Source organism: Lacibacter luteus, from assembly GCF_004118265.1.
GTDB classification, from domain to species: Bacteria; Bacteroidota; Bacteroidia; order Chitinophagales; family Chitinophagaceae; genus Lacibacter; species Lacibacter luteus.
In genome coordinates this window covers 112,713-133,285 of record NZ_SDHW01000006.1, presented here as the reverse complement: position 1 = coordinate 133,285, position 20,573 = coordinate 112,713, and the positions used below count along the sequence as shown (strand labels likewise).

Sequence of the window (20,573 nt, the reverse complement as noted above, 5' to 3'; positions counted from 1 at the left end):
TTAAAAATAGAGAACCTCAACAATAAACTATAAACAAAAAACCAGAAACATTACAGCTTATTCAAATCTCCCGCCAATAGCTTCATTTCTGCTTCTGCAAGCTTGGCCATATACAGCGAGTTGATATAACGTGTTTGTCCGTTGATATAATCGATCTGCACTTGTCTTAATTCAAGTGATGTAATGGCTAATTTGCGAAAACGCTCTGTTGAGATCATATTGTTTTCTTCAATCAAACTCAATGTACTTTTTTCAAGTTTCACTAAGTTGAGTGCATTTTGAAAATTAGAATAGGCATTCAGCAGATTGGTGTACACCTGGTTTTTCAACCGGTCAATAATTACCTGTTGATTTTTGATATTGATATCAGCAACCTGCTCCTGGCGTTTAATATTTCCACCCTGGAAAATAGGAACGGCAATTCCGATGTTTCCACTGGGACCAAGGTTACGGTTAAACAAAGTAAAACCTGCATCGTTACGGCTTTGCGATAAGTTGAAGTTGCCGTTTAATGTAACAGAAGGTAGACGTTGCGCAATAATCTCTCTCTTCTGTTGTACTAACACACTTAAATTACTTTGCGCAAGTAAAAGATCGTAGTTATCGCTTTCCGATTTTGTTACCAGGCCTGCAAATGTTAATCCTGCATCCGGTTCAATTACATCCAGTACTTCAAAAACAGTTTCCGGCTTGCGTGCAAGTAAATTGTTGAAATCGGCTTTTGCAATGCGTATGCTGTTTTCGATTGTTAAGAGATTTCCTTTTTGTTGATTTAAATCTACTTCAGCTTGCAGGAAATCAGTTTTAGGAGCAGTGCCAATAGTAAAGCGGCTTTCAGCAATTTGTTTACGTTCTTCAAAAAACTTGATGGTTGCCTGTAATGCTTTTTTTTGTTGATTGAGTTGTACAATCTGATAATAAGCAGCAATCACATTAAACACCGTTGTATTCACCTGGCTGCGGAAACTAAGTTCTCCGATTTTTTCCAGTTCTTCTAACCGGCGCTTGGTTGCAAACATGCGCATACCATCAAATACACGCCAGCTTACGGCAAAACCTGCATTAAGATTACGCAGGAGAGCACCGTTACGTTTAATGGTAGTACCGTTACTTAAACGTTGTTCAAGATTATTCGATGCAATACCAATAGTAGATGTTGCACTGATTGTTGGAAGCAAACCGGCAGTACCCCAATTGTTATTGATGGCGCCGATCTGTTGGGCATTGCGTTCGATCTCCACATCAAAATTCTTTTCAACGGCAATTTTAATTGCTTCATCGATGGTAAGCGTGGTTGATGCCTGTGTATAAGCGATACTGCTAATCAGCAAGATTGCTGATAACAGTTGCAGTTTCTTCTTCATTCACTTTAATTTTTTTGGATGAGAGGTACGAATACATGGCCGGGATCACAAACAATGTAAGGATCAACGAGAACATGATACCACCCACAATTACGATACCTAACGGAATACGACTGGTTGATGCTGCACCCAATGAAAGCGCTAACGGTAATGCACCTAACGCCATTGCAAGACTCGTCATCAAAATCGGTCGCAAACGCATGGTTGCTGCTTCAATTACTGCAGGCTTCTTCAACATACCGCCGTGTTTTTTCTGGTTGGCAAATTCCACAATGAGGATACCGTTTTTGGTTACAAGACCAATCAACATGATCATACCAATTTGCGAAAAGATATTGATCGTTTGATCGAATAACCACAAAGAGAACAAGGCACCTGCTATCGCCAATGGTACAGTTACCATGATAACGATCGGATCGATAAAGCTTTCGAACTGTGCAGCCAATACCAGGAAGATGAGAATAAGTGCCAATCCAAATGCGAAAAAAGTGTTACCACTGCTTTCTGCAAAATCACGTGAGTTACCGGAAAGGGCAGTGTTGAACGATTCGTCTAACAACTTATCTGCAATCGCCTGCATTTCTTTAATACCATCACCAATTGTTTTACCCGGTGCCAAACCTGCACTGATGGTTGCCGATTTGTAACGGTTAAAGTGATACAATGTTGGTGGTGTTGTTTCTTCTTCGAACGAAACAAACTGATCTACAGAAATCATTTGCCCCGAAGCATTACGAACAAATAGATTTTTCAGATCGGTAGGGTCATCACGGTCATCACGCAATACCTGTCCGATAACCTGGTATTGTTTACCGTCTTTAATAAAATAACCCAGGCGACGGTTACTGAGCGATAACTGCATCAGTTCCGAAATATCTGTAACGCTTACACCTAATTCGCTTGCACGCAAACGATCGATATTTAAACGCAACTCAGGTTTATTAAACTTCAAGTCAACATCCACACTGTTGAAAGCTGGATTTTTTTGTGCTTCTTCTAAAAACTTCGGCAGTATGGCTTTCAGTTTATCGAAGTTGTTATTCTGGATTACAAACGCAACAGGTAAACCACCACGACGGTTTACAGAAATGGTTTGTTCCTGTATTGCAAATGCACGCCCCTCGTTATACTTTGGCAGATTACGGTTAATTACATCTACAATCTGTTGTTGCGAACGTGTTCTTTCGTTTGGATCTACCAGTAATGAACGTACAAAACCACTGTTAACAGAACCTGCACCGGTAAAGCCGGGAGCAGTGACGGAGATGAGCACTTTTGTTTCCGGCACACTGTCCATTACCAACTGGTTCAGTTTATCAATATAAGCATCCATGGCATCGTAACTGGTACCTTCCGGTGCACTTACCTGCAAACGAAACTGACTGCGGTCTTCCATTGGTGCAAGTTCGCTTTGCAGTTTGCCACCAATCATATAGATCATTACACCGCAGGCGATGATCAATACCCACGCAACCCAACGTACACGCATAAACGCAACAAGCGCTTTGTGGTAACCGTTTTCCATTGCACGGAAGAATGGTTCTGTTACACGGTAGAACCAGCCATGTTTCATACCGCCTTTGCGTGTTAAATAAACGTTGAGTACAGGTGTAAGGGTGAGTGATACAAATGCAGAGATCAATACCGCACCTGCTACCACAATACCAAACTCACGGAAGAGTCGGCCCACAAAACCCTCTAAGAAAATGATGGGAAGAAATACAACTGCCAGTGTGATGGAAGTAGCAATGACAGCAAAGTAAATTTCATTGGAACCTTCACGTGCAGCTTTGTATTTGTCCATGCCCTGTTCCATCTTTTTAAAGATGTTTTCTGTTACCACAATACCATCATCTACCACAAGCCCTGTTGCCAATACAATGGCCAGCAGCGTTAATACGTTAATGGTAAAACCGCTGAGGTACATAATAAAGAACGCACCGATCAATGAAACAGGAATATCGATCAACGGACGTATTGCCACGATCCAGTCACGGAAGAAGAGGAAGATGATGAGCACCACCAATGCAAATGAAAGCACCAGTGTTTCCTCTACTTCAGCAATTGATTTGCGTACAAACTTTGTCTGGTCCATACCCACATCAAGCTTAATATCGGAAGGAACTTCTTTTTTGATCTGTTCGTAACGTTTGTAAAATTCATCTGCAATAGCTACGTAGTTACTGCCTGGTTGCGGTACAATGGCAAGAGCGATCATGGGAATGCCGCTTTCCTTCAATACACTCTCTTCATTTTCCGGACCAAGGATCGCCTGTCCAACATCTTTCAATTTAATATCACGGCCTTCAACATTCTTTACAATAAGATTATTGAAATCTTCTTCTGTACTTAAACGGCCAAACGTACGCACCGTTAACTCCATGCTATTACCCGAAATTTTACCCGATGGTAATTCAAGGTTTTCACGTTGCAGTGCGGCCTGTACATCTTTTGCCGTTAAATTATAAGCCAGTAGTTTATCCGGTTCAAACCAAACACGCATGGCATACCGCTTCTCTCCCCAGATCATTACATTACTTACACCGGGAATGGTTTGAATGCGTTCAAGTAAGTTGTTTGTAGCATATTCTGTTACCTGCAATGGATTCCTGCTTTCACTTTGAATGGTCATGGAAAGAATAGGATCGCTGCTGGCATCGGCCTTTGTAACAACAGGCGGCGCATCCAGATCGGACGGAAGAGAGCGTGCTGTCTGTGATACTTTATCACGCACATCATTGGCCGCTTCTTCCAGGTTAAAGCCCAATTCAAATTCAACATTGATGTTGCTGTTACCCTGGCTGCTGCTGCTGGTAATATTTTTTACACCGGCAATACCGTTAATGGCTTTTTCCAGTGGTTCGGTAATCTGCGATTCAATTACATCGGCATTGGCACCGGGGTACGAAGTACGTACGCTGATGTTGGGAGGATCGATAGCCGGATAGTCACGGATACCTAAAAAGCGAAACCCGATAACACCAAACAGTACGATCATGATGTTCATCACGATAGCCAGTACGGGTCGCTTTAAACTCAGTTCGGAAATAGTCATACTTAATTATTGAACTTTTGAGAGTTTCACTTTTGCATCGGGCTTAAGGCCAAGTAAACCGGTGGTGATAATGGTGTCGCCGGGAACAACACCACTCGTAATTTCTACATTGGCAGAATCACGAATACCGGTTTGCACATCTACAAACTTTGCAACACCATCTTTATACAGGATGAGTTTTTTACCTCTTGCCTGTGGCAATACAGCCTGCGAAGGAACAAGTATAGCATTGCTGTTTTTTGCAAAATCCATATCTACTTTCGCAAAGGCACCCGATACCAATGCGGCATCGCTTTGTTGAACAACACAACGCACATTCATACCACGTGAGGTTTCACTTACGGTTGCTTCGGTTGCATAAACCTTAGCCAGGTATTTTTTTGTATTTCCTTCAATAGAGAAGCTGATGCTTTGACCAACAGCAATTTTGGAAGTGTATTTTTCAGGAACGCTGAACTGCAGTTTCATCTGGTTCACCTGTTTAATATTGGTGATGATGGTTGCAGGAGTAATATAGGCGCCAATAGAAATATTGCGGAAACCGATACGACCGTTGAACGGTGCACGAATTTCTGTTTTTGCAATATTGGTTTTCATCAATTCAATATCGGCCTTAATGTTGCTTACCTGCAAAAAGCTGAGATCGTAATCCTGCTGGCTGATGCCATTAATCTTTAAAAGTTCTTTATTACGTTCTTCTGTTTTTTCTGCGATCTGTAATTGCACTTCCAGTTTTTTTAACTGCGCCTGCAAATCGCCATCAAACAGTTTTACCAGTAAAGCTCCTTTGTTAACATAAGCTCCTTCGTTAATGGCATGAGAAACAACACGGCCGTTTACTTCGGCGTGAATTTCTGTTTCTTCCATTGGTAATAAAGTGCCCGGTAGCTGCAAAGGTTCGCTTACTGCCCCTGTTTTTACAATATAACCAACTACGGTCATAGGGCCTTGCTGTCTGCCTGCCTGTGGAGCTGCCTGTTTCTTATCGTCTTTACAACCAACAGCCAATAATGCGACTGCAGTTGCCATAGTAATTGTTCTTCTCATGTGAATATCAATTGGCTAAAGGTAAGCACAGAAGCTTGTTTACACCCCTTCAATGGATGAGTGGTAAATGTTATTCCATAACTGCTACAAATGATGGATATACAGCGTTGTTTTGCGCTGCAGAGGTTACTTCGATTTAACTTTCAACAGGTGTTTAATACGGTTGGCTTTGTAGGTAAGTTCAGACCTGTCTTTACCAATTACGGTAACATGTCCCATTTTACGGCCGGGCTTGGTTTGTGCTTTGCCATACAGATGTACAAAAGCGTTTTCCATTTTTAATACATCTTCCAATCCTTCGTAATGGGCTGGTCCGCTGAAACCCTCATCTCCTACAATGTTTAGGATAACCGAAGGCATGATAGCATCGGTACAGCCCAGCGGATAGCCGAGCATAATGCGCCACAACATATCAAACTGCGATGAATAGTTGCCTTCAATGCTGTGATGACCGCTGTTGTGCACACGTGGAGCGGTTTCGTTTACCAGTACATCGCCATTTTTATCAACAAAAAGTTCAACAGCAAATAAGCCCGGCGATTGCAGATTACGGACAACAGCCATGGCAATGGCTTCCACTTTCCACAATGTTTTTTCGGGGAGTACAGAAGGAGATATCTGGTAATCGAGCAGGTTCAACAACGGGTCGAATACCATTTCGGCAGGCGGATACATGGTGGTATCGCCATCTTGCCCCACAGCAACGATCATGGCTATTTCCTTTTCAATCGACACCAGTTTTTCCAAAACAGAAGGGGCCTCAAAACCACGTTCAAGATCGGCTTCGGTTTTTAATAACTCAACGCCTTTACCATCGTAACCACCCATACCGATTTTATGTGCTGCCGGAAGAAAGGAAGCAAATGCTTTCAGCTCTTCTTTGTTTTCAGTAATCAGAAATTCGGAAGTAGGGATCTGGTGTTGCTGGTAGAATTTCTTTTGTTCAATTTTATTTTTGATGATGCGTAAGGCCGATGGTTTGGGAAATACTTTTACACCTTCTGCTTCCAGTTTTTCCAGTGCTTCCACATTCACCGCTTCAATTTCAATGGTAATTGCATCCAAACCCTTACCAAACTGGTAAACTGTTTCAAAATCTTTAATATCACCTTTGGTGAAATGATGACAGAGATGAGCTGAAGGACAATGCTCATCGTTTTCAAGAATATATGTTTCAACAGGATAGTTTGCTGCTACCTGCAATAACATACGGCCAAGCTGACCGCCACCAAGGATACCAATACGTTTCATGGCGGCAAAGATAGTTGCTCATGGCATTTCCGTTTGAAGTTGATGGTTTTATTTAATTTTGCCTCATGCACCCCGATTATGCCAATAAACGCTTCAACGATAAACGCAGCAACTACTGTTTGCTGATGGAAGTATTGGCGACAGATTCTAACTGATTGTTTGAGAATGGTTCCTTCCCGAACCAATGTTTTTTATCGTTCTTCTTCACAGAAAAAAATCAACAATCATGTCAACAATTACTGTTAACAAACTCCGTGCTGTACAACAGGATTTTCTTCCTTTACACGGTACCGATTATGTAGAATTTTATGTAGGTAATGCCAAGCAGGCAGCTCATTTTTATATCACCGCATTTGGCTTCCAGCCATTGGCTTATGCCGGTCCGGAAACCGGTATGAAAGATATTGCCAGTTATGCAGTGCGTCAGAATAAACTCACTTTTGTATTAACCACGCCGTTACGTTCGGGCAACGAAATGGCCGATCATGTATATAAACATGGCGATGGTGTAAAAGTATTGGCCTTAAAAGTAGAAGATGCTGCTTCAGCACTGGAAGAAACCACCAAACGAGGAGCCAAACAATACCAAGAAGTAACAAAGCTTAACGATAATGATGGCGAAGTTGTAGTAAGTGGTATTCATACCTATGGTGAAACTGTACACTTATTTATAGAACGAAAAAATTATAACGGTGTGTTCATGCCGGGCTACCGTGCGTGGAGTAACCCTTATTTCAAAACCGGGCAAACCGGATTGCAATATGTTGATCATTGCGTAGGCAATGTTGGTTGGAACCAGATGAATCCATGGGTAAGCTTTTATGAAAATGTAATGGGCTTCCGCAATATCCTCAGCTTTGATGATAATGATATTTCAACTGAGTACTCTGCACTAATGAGTAAGGTAATGAGTAATGGAAATGGTTATGTAAAGTTTCCCATCAACGAGCCTGCTGAAGGCAAGAAAAAGTCGCAGGTGGAAGAGTACCTCGATTATTATGCAGGCGAAGGTGTGCAGCATGTAGCACTTGCTACTAATAATATTGTGGAAACCGTCATGGCTTTACGCAGTCGTGGTGTTGAATTTTTGCGTGTACCCACTACTTATTATGATGATTTGCTCGATCGTGTTGGGCATATTGATGAAGACCTGGAGCCATTAAAAGAATTGGGCATCCTGGTAGATCGGGACGATGAAGGATATTTACTGCAGATATTTACCAAGCCGGTGGAAGACCGTCCTACGCTGTTTTTTGAGATCATTCAGCGGAAAGGAGCGCAGAGTTTTGGTAAAGGAAACTTTAAAGCTTTGTTTGAGGCCATAGAAAGAGAGCAGGAAGCAAGAGGAAACCTGTAAATCAATAGCAAAAGGGAGCAGAAATACTGCTCCTTTTTCGTTTTGCAATATGTGATAGTTACGACAGAATATTTGTTGTTTTTCCTGCCTTATTTAACAAGGGATTTCGTTTATTTTTGTGCACATTTTCAAATATTTTTGTGTGACGGACGTTCATTAAAAATCCAGTATGCTCAACAAAGGCCTCTTTTTAATCGTAACTTTTACAGCGGCATTATCAGTCGCTTTTGCACAATCTCCCTACGAGGGTAGCAATGCTACCGTTACAGCAGCCCGCAATTTTAAAGGCGCAGGTATTTTTTCACGTGTAGAAGATTCGCTGCGGAAAGAACTGAGAGAAAAAGGTTTTCAGTGGCCGGCGAAATACATGTACATCCGTTCGTTCAAACACGAAAAGCAATTGGAAGTTTGGTTAAAGAACGATTGGAGCGAAACCTTCGAACTTTTTAAAGTGTACAAAGTTTGCGCTACTTCCGGCACCTACGGCCCTAAGCGTAAAGAAGGCGATAAGCAGATTCCCGAAGGATTTTATTATATCAATGAGTTTAAGCCTAACAGTAACTACCATTTGGCACTTGGCTTAAATTATCCCAATGTTTCCGATGCAATTCTCAGCGATCAAAACAAACCGGGTGGCGATATTTATATTCATGGTAACTGTGTAACCATCGGTTGTTTACCACTTACCGATTCCTTAATTGAACAGGTGTACTATCTCGCATCGGTTGTAAAAGATCAGGGTCAGGATTTTATTCCCGTTCATATTTTTCCTGCACGTTACGATAGTAAAAAATCAATGGAGCAGGTAATGCAGCGGGCAAAGAATAAAACAGAAGTACAAAAGTTTGCAGCACAGATACAGGATGCATATGAGTATTTTGAAGACACACATCAGCTGCCAACAGTACTCATTGCTAAAAACGGGCAATATGTTGTTTCAACCAACCCCGAAACGCCTAAGGTTAAACGGATAAAAATAATAGAAACCAATAATCCCGTTAATCCTTATGCTGCCTGGGCATTGGAAGAAAAAGTAGACCGTGTTCCTTTTTATAAAGATGGCAATGCTGCTTTGCAGCGTTGGTTATTTAATCTTAGTCAATCGCTTGTACCCATGTTGAATGGTAATAGCTCCATGTCGGTACAGGTTGAGTTCATTGTTGATAAAAACGGTAACACTGCATTGGCAACTGTTATCCGTGGTGGCTACACCGAATTAAACAGAGTGATCAAGCAAAAATTTGAACAGGAATTAAAATGGCAGCCTGCATTAAAAGGCGATCAACCTGTAAATACAAAGCTTGTACAGAATCTGAATATTGTAGCTCCCGAAGATTTGTAATATCTTACGTACCCATTACCTCCATTTTTGTAGAGCCTCGGACCCTGTGGAAATAACGAAACCACGTGAAACCCGTTTGGCCCATACTAATTTGCTTATCTCTAACTGTTTTTTTAATCCCACAAAAAAGCGGAGGGCAAACTATATCCGGTGTTATCAACAGTTATTACGAGCCAACAGCCATTATTTATTACGGCACTCACAATTCACAGTCTTATTCCGGAATTACGTTACAAAGTATTGCAGGACTTGCATCAGGAGATCGTGTATTGATCATTCAAATGAAAGGAGCTTCTATTACATCAACCGATAACTCTTCTTTTGGAAATATTACATCTATCGGAAATGCAGGCAAATATGAGTTTTCATCCATCTGCGGTTTTTTAAATAACACCATTGTTTTAAGCAATCACTTACTGCATACTTATGATGTTTCAAGTGTGCAGGTTGTGCGTGTGCCTGTGTATACCAATGTTACAGTAACCGGTACACTAAGAGCAGGCGAATGGGATCCTGCTACCGAAACAGGCGGTGTTATTGCTTTGGAAGCAACAGGAACCGTTACACTCAATGCAGCAATAAGTGCCGATAGTGCAGGATTTAAAGGAGGTGGACTTTTTGTAAATACTACAGACAGATGCGGAGAAGAAACAGCCTATTATTATTCATTGGCACAATCATCAGGCTCTAATCTTGGTGGCTCTCCAAAAGGTGAGGGGATTGCCTATTATATTTCCAGCAGAGAATACGGAAGGGGCAAACAATCAAATGGAGGAGGAGGAGCGAATGTAGATAATACAGGTGGGGGTGGAGGAAGTAACTATGGCACAGGCGGAAATGGAGGACAAAAAAGTAATTCATTTTGGTGTAGTGCCAACACTGTAGGTTTAGGTGGTGTTGCTCTTAATTCTTATGGGTACCCTGCTTCGGTTACTGCTACGAGTACAGCCAATAAAATTTTTCTCGGCGGCGGCGGCGGTAGTGGCGAAATGAATAACATTTATGATGTTGCAACAGGAATAGGTGAAGGAACCCCTGGTGGTGACGGGGGAGGTATTGTTTTTATTAAAGCGGCCACTTTAACCGGAAACGGATATACAATTTCTGCAAACGGAGCCCAGGGTGTTAATCCTGTTTTGCCTGTTAAAACAGAAGCGGCAGGTGATGGCGGCGGAGGTGGTGGCGCAGGTGGTGTTGTAATTCTGAATGTCTCCAACTTTTCGGGTAATCTTTCAGTACAGGCAAGTGGAGCAAATGGAAGTAATGCAGGATTTCAGAATGCCTGCCCCGGTCCCGGTGGTGGCGGAGGCGGTGGTGTTATTTGGTCGAGCGGATCGTTACCCGGTACAGTTACAACAAATGTAACCGGTGGTGCAAGTGGTATTATCAAAAACGCTCCGTCGCACAATCCACCTTGCGAAGGTTCGGCAAATGGTGCAGTTGCAGGTTCAAACGGTCTTATACAATCGGGCTATGTTGCTCCGCAGGGAAATATCAGCATCAACTGTTCTATTCTTCCGCTTGATCTGCTAAAACAGTTTACAGGTAAGCGTAACAATCAGCTTATTCAATTGAACTGGTCATTAATAAATGCTGAACAGGTGAAGAAAGTGGTATTGGAAAAGAAAACAGGAAATGGGGCATTTATTTCTGTTACTGAACAACAGTTGCCGGTAGAAAATGGTTTTTATGTTGATGAAATTAATGCTGCGCCTGTTACATATCGGTTATTACTTTTTGCATCAGACGGCGCTGTCCAGTATTCGAAACATTTATTTTTTGATGCGGCTAAAAATGCATCATTCAACCTTTATCCAAATCCTGTTAGCGATAAAGTAACTGTTCAGTTGCCTGTGAACACAAAAGGGAAAACGATTATTGCAATTACAGATGTTAACGGAAAACAATTGCTGCAACAGGAAATACTTATTCAACCTTCTCAAACAATTTTAGAACTTTCGTTGAAACAATTGCCGGTAGGTATTTATCAAATACGTTTAGTAAACAATGGTCAGCAGTTTATTGCAAAACTCATCCGGCAATAACCTTACAACAACAGCATCTGTACTGTTGATGCACTTTGCTGTTTCAGTTCAATTGTTTTTCCTGCAGTTAATTTTTCTACCGTTTCGGTATTGTAGTGACGAATGCTGAGCAGTGTCAATCCTTTCTCCACCTGTACATCAAATTCGTTTGATGCAGCCAACGCTAATTTCTCTACTTTATCCGGACGATCATCCAGACACAACTGCAAACTCACTGCATGTGTTTGAATAAGGTTGGGTTTAATGTGGAGCTTAGCCATCATCTCGTACAGATCGCTCATTGGTTGTTCACCAACAAACGAAAAATCTTTAGTGTGCAGTTCCAGCAATACCTGGTTTTGTTTAACAACAATAATCGGTGGCAGATTTTTTACCGGGTTGTTATGAATAACGGTGCCGGGTAAGCTTGCATCAGCAAAGCACTTTACATACAGCGGAATATTTTTATTCTGTAAGGGCTTAATTGTTTTTGGATGGATGACCTGTGCACCGTAAAATGCCATTTCAATCACTTCATCGTAATTCAGTTCGCTGATGTATTGTGCATCGGCAAATAATTTAGGGTCAGCATTCATTACACCTTTTACATCTTTCCAGATGGCTACATTTTCTGCATCGAGCATATAAGCAAACACGGCTGCAGTATAATCACTTCCTTCACGACCAAGCGTGGTGCTTTCATTTTCATCGGTACAACCAATAAAGCCCTGCGTAACAACAATGCGCTGTTTGCTGAACAGTGGTTTTACCTGTGCATCTACTTGCTGCTGTGTAAACGAATAATCAATGGCAGCATCACGAAAATTATCATCGGTGCGGAACACATCACGCACATCGATCCATTGATTAGCGATGCCGATTTCGTTGAGATAAGCACTTACAATTGCCGTGCTTAATAATTCACCCACGCAAACGATCTGATCGTAATAGTAATCGTATTCACGTACCGGTTGATCGTGCAGCAGCCATTCCACTTCAGTAAAGAAATCATTCAATTGTTCCATTAATGGATTGAAGTGTGTAACCAGCAAATACTTTGCTTCATCGAGGTGCAGCAGTTTCACCGCACGGAAAAGTTGTAATGCTTCCTCTTTTTTTCCTGCAAAAAAAGCTTCGGCTACTTTCTCCAGTGCGTTGGTGGTTTTGCCCATGGCCGAAATAACGATCATCAATTGTTCATCGGGAAACTGTTTGATGATATTGCCAAGGTTCTGCACTTTTTCATAGTTACTTACGCTGGCACCGCCGAATTTGAACACACGCATGGGGAGAATTTGAAAATTTGTTGATTTGAAAATTTGAAAATTGAATGAACGTTCAATATCAAATGAGGGACAAAGATAGGGAGTGACGGAACCCTGTCAGCGGTTGTAAACCCTGACAGCGGTTAATTTAAAAGAATGATTGAAACGTGTCTGACGTCTGCCGACGTCCTGACACTAAATATTTCTCGGATTCTTCCATTGCTTACTTAATCGTTCAATCGTTCCTTCAACACGTTCAGTTCTTGTTTTCTCCTGCTTGGCAGTAACGATCCATTCAATATATTCTTTCTTATTGGTGAACGAAAGCGTTTGAAAGAACTCGGTTGCTTTTTTATTTTTCTTTAGAGCTGTTGCAAGATCATTGGGCAGCTTTACTTCTTTGGTAGTTGGGTTCACCCAATTAAATATCTCCCGCACTTTGGGTGCAGCTTCTTTCTTTTTATCAGCTTCGGTTTTGGGGCGGAAGCCAAATGTGCTCCACGTATCATCAAAGGAAATGAGACTGATCCATGTCAGCTTATCGCCTTCGGCCAGTAAACAATCCCAGCCTTTGTCTCGTGTAAGATCGGTTTGTATGCCCGATGTGCCTTTGGGATAATAAACCCAAATCGTTACATCAGGTTTCAGTAGCTTCATCACCTTACTCATTTCTTTTTCCATCTGTGTTCTGTTAAGCACAAACCAATGTACCTGGTTGTATTGTTTACCGGTGCTGACGATTGCTACATCGGCAGGTAGTTTACCGAGACTCTTTTCAAAACCTTTTGGGGCATTGATGGTGAGTAATGAAAAATTTTCTTTGATCCTGAGTTTTTGGGCAAGAGAAGTCGGCATGTGATGTCTGATTTATGATGTCGGGTGTATGATTTCTGATTGTTGAAATGTAAACTACATTACTAAATTAACTTATTGAGGAATAAGAGTGATGAAGTTTGCCTTGCTCCGTAGGAGCAAAATGTTAGTAGCTGATTAAATGATTGTTGTTTGAGCCCCGGAGGGGCGATATGTTTTGCTGCATTGCAATGTTGCTGTCAGGACGTTGAAAACGTCAGACAGCTTTGATGAAAAAAGATTCAAGTGTGGAGATGAGCAGTCACCCGTTGGGTGAGCAGTCATCGGTCAGCAATTGCTGAAAAAAGATTCAACTGTTCAAGGGCTGCGGGATGCGGAGGGCCCGGTGCGAAACGAACCCCACCGATGCTGAAAGCGAAGGTGGGTGAAGTGGGGCACGGAACCCCGCAGCAGCCCGGACAGGAGATGAAGCCTGCAAACAATTCAGAGCCCCAACAAATGAACGCAGTAGGGCAGAAGGTGGGAGGCATAGGGAAAACAGCAGTCGATCTGCTTCTTCCCTTTAACCTTAAGCCCTCAACCATACACCCAATCTCTGCCATTTTTTCACCTAAGCCCCTCATGGCATTATCATTGAGTATTGTTAGAGAACTTAAAAACAATCCATATCATGGGCAAGATTATAGGAATCGACTTAGGAACAACAAACAGCTGCGTTTCGGTAATGGAAGGAAACGAGCCTGTTGTAATTGCAAACGACGAGGGACGCCGTACAACCCCGTCGGTAGTGGCTTTTTTGAAAAACGGCGAGCGTAAAGTGGGCGATCCTGCAAAGCGTCAGGCTATCACAAACCCCATCAACACCATCAACTCCGTAAAGCGTTTTATGGGTCGTCGTTTCGACGAAGTGGGCGAAGAGATCAAACATTGGAGCTACAAAGTATCGCAAGGTGACAATAATACCGTTCGTATTGACATAGATGGCAGACTGTACACGCCACAGGAAATTTCGGCAATGGTGCTTCAGAAAATGAAGAAAACCGCTGAAGATTACCTGGGCCAGGAAGTAACAGAAGCGGTAATTACCGTGCCTGCTTACTTTAACGATGCACAGCGCCAGGCAACAAAAGAAGCTGGTGAAATTGCAGGTTTGAATGTTCGTCGTATTGTGAACGAACCTACAGCTGCAGCGTTGGCTTACGGTCTCGATAAAAAACACAAGGACCAGAAGATCGCAGTATTCGATCTTGGTGGTGGTACATTCGATATCTCTATCCTCGAATTGGGCGATGGCGTGTTTGAAGTAAAATCTACTAACGGTGATACACACCTTGGTGGTGATGATTTTGATAAAGTGATCATCGACTGGTTGGCTGATGAATTTAAATCGCAGGAAAATATTGATCTGCGTAAAGACCCGATGGCTTTACAACGTTTGAAAGAAGCTGCTGAAAAAGCAAAAGTGGAACTGTCTTCTTCAAGCGAAACAGAGATCAACCTCCCATATATTACAGCAGTGGATGGTGTTCCCAAACACCTTGTACTTAAACTGAGCCGTGCAAAATTTGAGCAACTGGCCGATAACCTGTTTGCACGTTGCTTACGTCCTTGCGAAGCAGCATTGAAAGATGCAGGCATGAGCATCAGCGAAATAGATGAAGTGATTTTGGTGGGTGGTAGTACACGTATCCCGAAAGTGCAAGAGATTGTTGAAAAATTCTTCGGCAAAAAACCAAATCGTGGAGTAAATCCTGATGAGGTGGTGGCAGTAGGTGCAGCTATCCAGGGTGCGGTATTAACCGGTGAAGTGAAAGATGTATTGCTGCTCGATGTTACTCCACTGAGCCTCGGTATTGAAACACTTGGTGGTGTTATGACAACCCTGATCGGCAGTAACACAACCATTCCATCTAAGAAAAGTGAAACCTTTTCAACAGCGGCCGATAACCAACCTGGTGTACAAATTCATGTATTGCAGGGTGAGCGTCCGATGAGTAAGGATAACAAGAGCTTGGGTATGTTTAACCTCGATGGTATTCCACCAGCTCCACGTGGTGTTCCACAGATTGAAGTAACATTTGATATTGATGCCAACGGTATCTTACACGTAAGTGCAAAAGATAAAGGCACTGGTAAAGAACAAAAAATCCGTATTGAAGCTGGTAGTGGTTTAAGCAAAGATGAGATTGAAAAGATGAAGAACGAAGCGAAGGCCAACGAAGCTGCAGATAAAGCAGAAAAAGAAAAAGTAGAAAAGATCAACCAGGCAGATAGTTTGATCTTCCAAACAGAAAAGCAGTTGAAAGAATATGGCGATAAAATTGGTGCCGATAAAAAAGCACCGATCGAAGCGGGTCTTACCAAACTGAAAGATGCACACAAAGCACAGGACCTTGCAGGTATTGATGCTGCTATGACTGAGTTGAACACAGCATGGACTGCAGCCAGCGAAGAAATGTACAAAGCAACACAGGATGCTCAAGGCGCACAACCGGGTGCTGATGCAGGAGCCGGAGCAAGCGCCGGTGCTGCTGGCGACAATGTGGAAGATGCGCAGTTTGAAGAAGTGAAGTAGTGATTTTTTATCTTAAGCCACCTTCTAGGTGGCTTTTTTAATTTTATAATATGGCTAAACCAAGAATTTTTATTAGTTCTACATTTTTTGATTTACGTCAAATCAGGGCAGATTTGGATCGATTTATCAAAGAAATGGGTTATGAATCTGTACGTCATGAAACGGGTAATATTCCATATGGGAAGGATGAGGGATTAGAAGAGTATTGTTATAGGGAAGTTAGTGTGATAGATATGCTTGTTGCAATTATAGGAGGAAGGTTTGGCTCTAACAGTCAGCATGGAGATTATTCAGTTACACAAATGGAAATTAAAACAGCTTTAGAAAATGGTAAACAAGTATATGTTTTTGTTGATAAAAATGTCTATTCAGAACATCAAACTTACCTGTTAAATAAAGAAAATGAAACTATTAGATATAGGTTTACTGACAATATTCAAATTTTCAAGTTCATCGAAGAAATAGAGAAACTACCGCAAAACAACACCATACATCAATTTGAAACTGCTCAAGATATTGTGCTTTATTTGAGAGAACAATGGGCTGGATTATTTCAGCGATTTTTAAAGGAAGAAACACGTGTAACAGAGGTCAATTTGATTAAAGGATTAGAGAATACAGCCAAGACGCTTGATCAACTTGTAACTTACATAACGGAAGAAAAAAAGGGAAACGAAAGTGTTATAAAAGAGATTTTGTTGAGTAATCATCCTGCTATCGAGCGGATGAAAAAAATATTAGGCGTTAAGTATAAAGTTATTTTTTCTAATGTTCAGGAACTTAATACATGGCTTGATGCAAGAGGGTTTAAAATTGAGGATTATACCGAAATTTTGGATATTTATTTATGGCGAAATAGACGGCATACTCTTAAAAAGGATTATATAATTAAGGTTCATAAATCACTGTTTGACGAATTTGGTAAACTTAAAGTTGTAACTGAAGATTCTTGGGATCCTTCATTAATTCAAGACGAAATTATTCCTTTAGAAGAGCCGAATCCAACTATTTCTGATGATCTACCATTTTAGATTTCCCAGCTATCCGTAGTCTTGTTCTAACTTTCCTTCTCAGCCGAGTGAACCTAACTATACATTCCAAGGCGAAGTGTCAGATAGATATGTGTGCAGGGGCTGCGGCACTCGCCTAATCGTCCAAGTACATCGGTATCTTAAAATTTCAGAAGTCTGGCGCATGAATGAGGCGTTGAAAAAAATTGCGTAAGCTTCCTGTGCTTGAGATGAAAACTGGTTAAATCACAACTAGTCCAAGTGTTCGGCATCTTAAATTTCAGGAAACTGGCGCAGGAATGAGGCGTTGGAAAAAGTGCGTAAGCTTCCTGTGCCTGATATTTAAAATTGATAAAATCAGCGTCACTTCATCCGTACATGCACAACTCTTAGTATAACAAGCTGCTCCTTCTTTACTGTATAAATTATGGCGTAATACTTCGTAACAAAGGTTTTTCGGAAGCGTGAGTGTTTGTGGCTTTTGAAACCGATAGATGGTTGTTTTTGGAGAAGTTGCGTTTTTACAAGGAGGGCTTTTTCAAAACGGGTCAGCACTTCAGGTGGCCAACATTCTTTGAGGTAAGTTACAATATCCCAAAAATCAGCTTCAGCCTGTTTGGTCCAGACTATTTCTTTTTCCATTCCTCAAAACGTTTCATCAGTTCGGCATGTGTGGTAAACTCTTTCCGCTCGTATTGCGCTTCGCTTTCCAGCAACAGATTTTGGTCGGTAGTACTGAGGTCGTTCCACCAATCCTCAGCACCGGAGCTTTCTAACAAGGTTTTTATTTCTTCCAGCAGTGCTTCATTGGAGCAGGCATCAACCAGTGAATGGAGTTTTTCCTTAACAGTAGGCATACTAGTCGTTTGTATAAATTTACAAAAAAGCCCGTCACAAATTGTAACGGGCCATCTATATTGAATGTAAGCTTAACTTAAATAAGATCTAACGCTTTTACAAAGAAATAGCAGATAAACGGGAATGTTGCCGTAATGTAGTTAGCCAGGCCTAAACCGGGAACCATATACATAATAATACAGGCAGCTACAGAAACAAAGAACCAGATCCAGTTTAATGCAGAAGATTTCTTTTCCATGCGTTAAAAATTTTTGCGAAGATAAGGGAAGCAAGCTAAATAGAAAAGCAGAAGCTTGCCATCAATTTATACAGGAATAACAACCGTTTATCCGCTGTTTTACGCAACATGTTTATGTGGTTGTTTTTATTTGCAGCTTTTTGCTATTTTGCCGCTTATTAACCAAAAATTTAAAGCTCACTATGAGAAAGTTAATCATCGTTCTTCTGGCTGTAGTTATCAGCATCTCTTCTAACGCAGCCGGTATTATCTCTGTTCCTGTTGATGCTACAGACAATGCGAAAGCAGGTGTTGAAGCAACAATTGCAAACGTAAAAGCTTCTAACATGGAAGCCTTCCTGTCACTTACTCCCGAAAAAGTAAAAGCAATGACTGGTAAGAAAATGACGTTTGCTCAAAAAATGGCTTTGAAAATGGCACAGAAGAAAGCAAAACGTGCAGGTGGCGAAATTCCTAAAGGCCTGTACATTGTTTTAGCCATTTTTGGTCTGGCATGGATCGCAATGGGCGTAATGGACAACTGGAGCGGAAGTACATGGATCATTAACCTGGTACTTACATTCCTCTTCTGGTTACCCGGTCTTATTCATGCATTGGTAGTAATGAAGAATTATTATTAATCGGCGAATAAATAAAAAAAAGGCTCTCAATTCTGAGGGCCTTTTTTTTAAGCATACACATCCTCAGCGAAACTTACAAACTCCCGGTAGTTCTGTTCTGATTAATTACTTATTTTTAGTTTATCTATTAACCAAAAATTAAACTCAGTATGCGAAAGTTAATCATCGTTCTTTTGGCTGTAGTTATCAGCATCTCTTCTAATGCAGCCGGTATTATCTCTGTTCCTGTTGATGTTACAGATAATGCGAAAGCAGGGAAATCTTCCAATGTAGAAATGCTGGCACAAATAGATGCAAAAACGTTTGCAGCACTAACGCCGGCTAAGTTTTCTGAAATAACAGGTCAGAAAATGACTCTTTCAAAGAAAATAGCTTTAAAAATTGTTCAACGGGAAGTTAAAAAGGAGCTTAAGAAGGGCCATGATGTGAATATGATGGAAGTGGCAAAAAGAGCAGCTGGCGGTTCATTTAACTGGGGTGCTGCTGCTTTGGGATTCTTTTTGGGTTTGATTGGCGTTTTAATTGTTTATCTCGCATTTAAAAATGATAAAGAAATAGCAAGAAAATCGGCATGGATTGGTTTTGGAATTTGGGTTGCAGTTGCTATTTTAATCTACGTCGTGTAATGATTGAATTCTATTAAGTTTGTATAAAAGGCGCTCAATTTGAGCGCCTTTTTTTTGTTTGCATGAAACCGTGTTTTACTTTTACGTCCAATCAGAAAAAAATGAACGACAAACTATCGATTTTAGAACAACAGAAACAACTTATCGAAGCCAACGGTTTCCGCATTAATACCTTCGACTTTACACGCCCATGGGGTGGTTTTTTTGTACTGGACGAAAGCCAGGCAGATAAATTTATTGAGGAATATTTTCCTACATACAAGAAAGAAGACCTGATGCTGGGAAATAAATTAAGCCCAAAAATTTTATGTGTGGCCCCCGAGCAACGTCTTTCATGGCAATATCATTTTCGCCGTGCAGAGATCTGGCGTGTGGTAGAAGGTGAAGTAGGTGTTGTAATGAGCGAAACAGATGAGCAAACAGAAGTAGAGCATTTCGAACCCGGCGATATTATTGTTTTAAACAAAGGTCAACGCCACCGTTTAGTTGGATTAAGTGGCTGGGGTATTATTGCCGAAATCTGGCAACATACCGATCCATCAAACCCATCAGACGAAGAAGATATTGTTCGTTTGCAGGACGATTTCGGACGGTAATTATTTTTTGTGTTTACAATAAAAAAAGATGTGCGACATTAACGCACATCTTTTTTTATTTCAGTAATTTAATGCAAACAAAAACCGGGACTATGAGAAAAGTAGCACACTTACTGCAACGCAAAGGCGCAAATATTATTTCTGTTGAACCCGGCTTACCGGTATTACAGGCATTGCAATTAATGGCCGATAAAAATATCGGTTCGGTAATGGTGATGGAAAATGACGAGTACTTAGGTGTTATGACCGAACGTGATTATGCACGCAAAGTAATTCTTAAAGGAAAAGCATCGGCCGAAACTCTGGTGAAGGATATTATGAGTACAGGCTTGCCACGCATTACTCCCGATAACTCCATTGAAACCTGTATGCATATTATGAGCGAAAGCAATATCCGCTATCTGCCGGTTTTCGATAACGATCATGTTTGCGGTATTATTTCAATTACCGATGTGGTAACGGAAACCATTCTGTCGCAAAAAGAAACCATTGAGCAGCTGCAGAATTATATTCAGTCGTAGTAAGCTTTAAG

The 20,573-nt window shown here is 41.3% G+C and carries 18 protein-coding genes; 9 read left to right on the top strand and 9 right to left on the bottom strand.

Annotated features, from left to right (window positions below; all coding sequences use genetic code 11):
* Nucleotides 1–50 precede the first annotated feature (50 nt).
* The 4 genes from ESA94_RS17225 to ESA94_RS17210 form a co-directional block, all read right to left on the bottom strand.
* The gene (locus ESA94_RS17225) at nucleotides 51–1,364 is read right to left on the bottom strand and encodes a TolC family protein (RefSeq protein ID WP_129132183.1); all 1,314 of its coding nucleotides are present in this window, start codon (nucleotides 1,362–1,364) and stop codon (nucleotides 51–53) included.
* Nucleotides 1,321–4,419: an efflux RND transporter permease subunit gene (locus ESA94_RS17220; RefSeq protein ID WP_129132182.1), complete on the bottom strand. Its 3,099-nt coding sequence runs from the start codon at nucleotides 4,417–4,419 to the stop codon at nucleotides 1,321–1,323. The genes ESA94_RS17225 and ESA94_RS17220 overlap by 44 nt, the downstream gene beginning before the upstream one ends.
* 6 nt (nucleotides 4,420–4,425) lie before the next feature.
* The gene (locus ESA94_RS17215; RefSeq protein WP_129132181.1) at nucleotides 4,426–5,466 is read right to left on the bottom strand and encodes an efflux RND transporter periplasmic adaptor subunit; all 1,041 of its coding nucleotides are present in this window, start codon (nucleotides 5,464–5,466) and stop codon (nucleotides 4,426–4,428) included.
* Between the two features lie 126 nt (nucleotides 5,467–5,592).
* On the bottom strand, nucleotides 5,593–6,717 hold the full coding sequence (locus ESA94_RS17210) for a 5-(carboxyamino)imidazole ribonucleotide synthase (protein ID WP_129132180.1): 1,125 nt from the start codon (nucleotides 6,715–6,717) through the stop codon (nucleotides 5,593–5,595).
* A gap of 226 nt (nucleotides 6,718–6,943) precedes the next feature.
* On the opposite strand from ESA94_RS17210, the gene hppD reads away from it, so the two are divergent.
* From hppD to ESA94_RS17195, 3 genes are all read left to right on the top strand, one after another.
* On the top strand, nucleotides 6,944–8,074 hold the full coding sequence (gene hppD, locus ESA94_RS17205; protein WP_129132179.1) for a 4-hydroxyphenylpyruvate dioxygenase: 1,131 nt from the start codon (nucleotides 6,944–6,946) through the stop codon (nucleotides 8,072–8,074).
* A 169-nt stretch (nucleotides 8,075–8,243) separates the two neighbouring features.
* Nucleotides 8,244–9,416 (top strand): L,D-transpeptidase family protein, encoded by a 1,173-nt coding sequence (locus ESA94_RS17200; protein WP_129132178.1) that lies wholly within the window; start codon nucleotides 8,244–8,246, stop codon nucleotides 9,414–9,416.
* A gap of 65 nt (nucleotides 9,417–9,481) precedes the next feature.
* On the top strand, nucleotides 9,482–11,461 hold the full coding sequence (locus ESA94_RS17195) for a T9SS type A sorting domain-containing protein (protein WP_129132177.1): 1,980 nt from the start codon (nucleotides 9,482–9,484) through the stop codon (nucleotides 11,459–11,461).
* Between the two features lie 2 nt (nucleotides 11,462–11,463).
* On the opposite strand, the gene ESA94_RS17190 is transcribed toward ESA94_RS17195, so the two are convergent.
* Nucleotides 11,464–12,726, bottom strand: coding sequence for an aspartate kinase (locus ESA94_RS17190; RefSeq protein ID WP_129132176.1), 1,263 nt, complete (start codon nucleotides 12,724–12,726; stop codon nucleotides 11,464–11,466).
* Nucleotides 12,727–12,900: 174 nt separating this feature from the next.
* On the bottom strand, nucleotides 12,901–13,560 hold the full coding sequence (locus ESA94_RS17185) for a YdeI/OmpD-associated family protein (protein ID WP_129132175.1): 660 nt from the start codon (nucleotides 13,558–13,560) through the stop codon (nucleotides 12,901–12,903).
* Nucleotides 13,561–14,188: 628 nt separating this feature from the next.
* On the opposite strand from ESA94_RS17185, the gene dnaK reads away from it, so the two are divergent.
* Nucleotides 14,189–16,093 carry a molecular chaperone DnaK gene (gene dnaK / locus ESA94_RS17180; protein ID WP_129132174.1) on the top strand — a complete coding sequence of 635 codons (1,905 nt, stop codon included), beginning with the start codon at nucleotides 14,189–14,191 and terminating at the stop codon, nucleotides 16,091–16,093.
* Between the two features lie 50 nt (nucleotides 16,094–16,143).
* Nucleotides 16,144–17,124: a DUF4062 domain-containing protein gene (locus tag ESA94_RS17175; protein WP_129132173.1), complete on the top strand. Its 981-nt coding sequence runs from the start codon at nucleotides 16,144–16,146 to the stop codon at nucleotides 17,122–17,124.
* Between the two features lie 342 nt (nucleotides 17,125–17,466).
* Here ESA94_RS17175 and ESA94_RS17170 read toward each other — a convergent pair whose 3' ends face one another.
* From ESA94_RS17170 to ESA94_RS21495, 3 genes are all read right to left on the bottom strand, one after another.
* On the bottom strand, nucleotides 17,467–17,745 hold the full coding sequence (locus tag ESA94_RS17170; protein ID WP_129132172.1) for a type II toxin-antitoxin system RelE/ParE family toxin: 279 nt from the start codon (nucleotides 17,743–17,745) through the stop codon (nucleotides 17,467–17,469).
* Nucleotides 17,730–17,960: a hypothetical protein gene (locus tag ESA94_RS17165; protein WP_129132171.1), complete on the bottom strand. Its 231-nt coding sequence runs from the start codon at nucleotides 17,958–17,960 to the stop codon at nucleotides 17,730–17,732. The genes ESA94_RS17170 and ESA94_RS17165 overlap by 16 nt, the downstream gene beginning before the upstream one ends.
* A gap of 77 nt (nucleotides 17,961–18,037) precedes the next feature.
* A complete protein-coding gene (locus ESA94_RS21495) occupies nucleotides 18,038–18,199 on the bottom strand; it encodes a hypothetical protein (RefSeq protein ID WP_164972780.1) in 162 nt (53 codons plus the stop codon).
* A 182-nt stretch (nucleotides 18,200–18,381) separates the two neighbouring features.
* Between ESA94_RS21495 and ESA94_RS21615 the strand changes: the two genes are divergently transcribed.
* From ESA94_RS21615 to ESA94_RS17145, 4 genes are all read left to right on the top strand, one after another.
* The gene (locus ESA94_RS21615) at nucleotides 18,382–18,819 is read left to right on the top strand and encodes a YqaE/Pmp3 family membrane protein (protein WP_205756004.1); all 438 of its coding nucleotides are present in this window, start codon (nucleotides 18,382–18,384) and stop codon (nucleotides 18,817–18,819) included.
* Nucleotides 18,820–18,968: 149 nt separating this feature from the next.
* Nucleotides 18,969–19,445 carry a hypothetical protein gene (locus ESA94_RS17155; RefSeq protein ID WP_129132170.1) on the top strand — a complete coding sequence of 159 codons (477 nt, stop codon included), beginning with the start codon at nucleotides 18,969–18,971 and terminating at the stop codon, nucleotides 19,443–19,445.
* 101 nt (nucleotides 19,446–19,546) lie between these two features.
* Nucleotides 19,547–20,041, top strand: coding sequence for a cupin domain-containing protein (locus tag ESA94_RS17150; RefSeq protein ID WP_129132169.1), 495 nt, complete (start codon nucleotides 19,547–19,549; stop codon nucleotides 20,039–20,041).
* 92 nt (nucleotides 20,042–20,133) lie between these two features.
* A complete protein-coding gene (locus tag ESA94_RS17145) occupies nucleotides 20,134–20,562 on the top strand; it encodes a CBS domain-containing protein (RefSeq protein WP_129132168.1) in 429 nt (142 codons plus the stop codon).
* Nucleotides 20,563–20,573 lie beyond the last annotated feature (11 nt).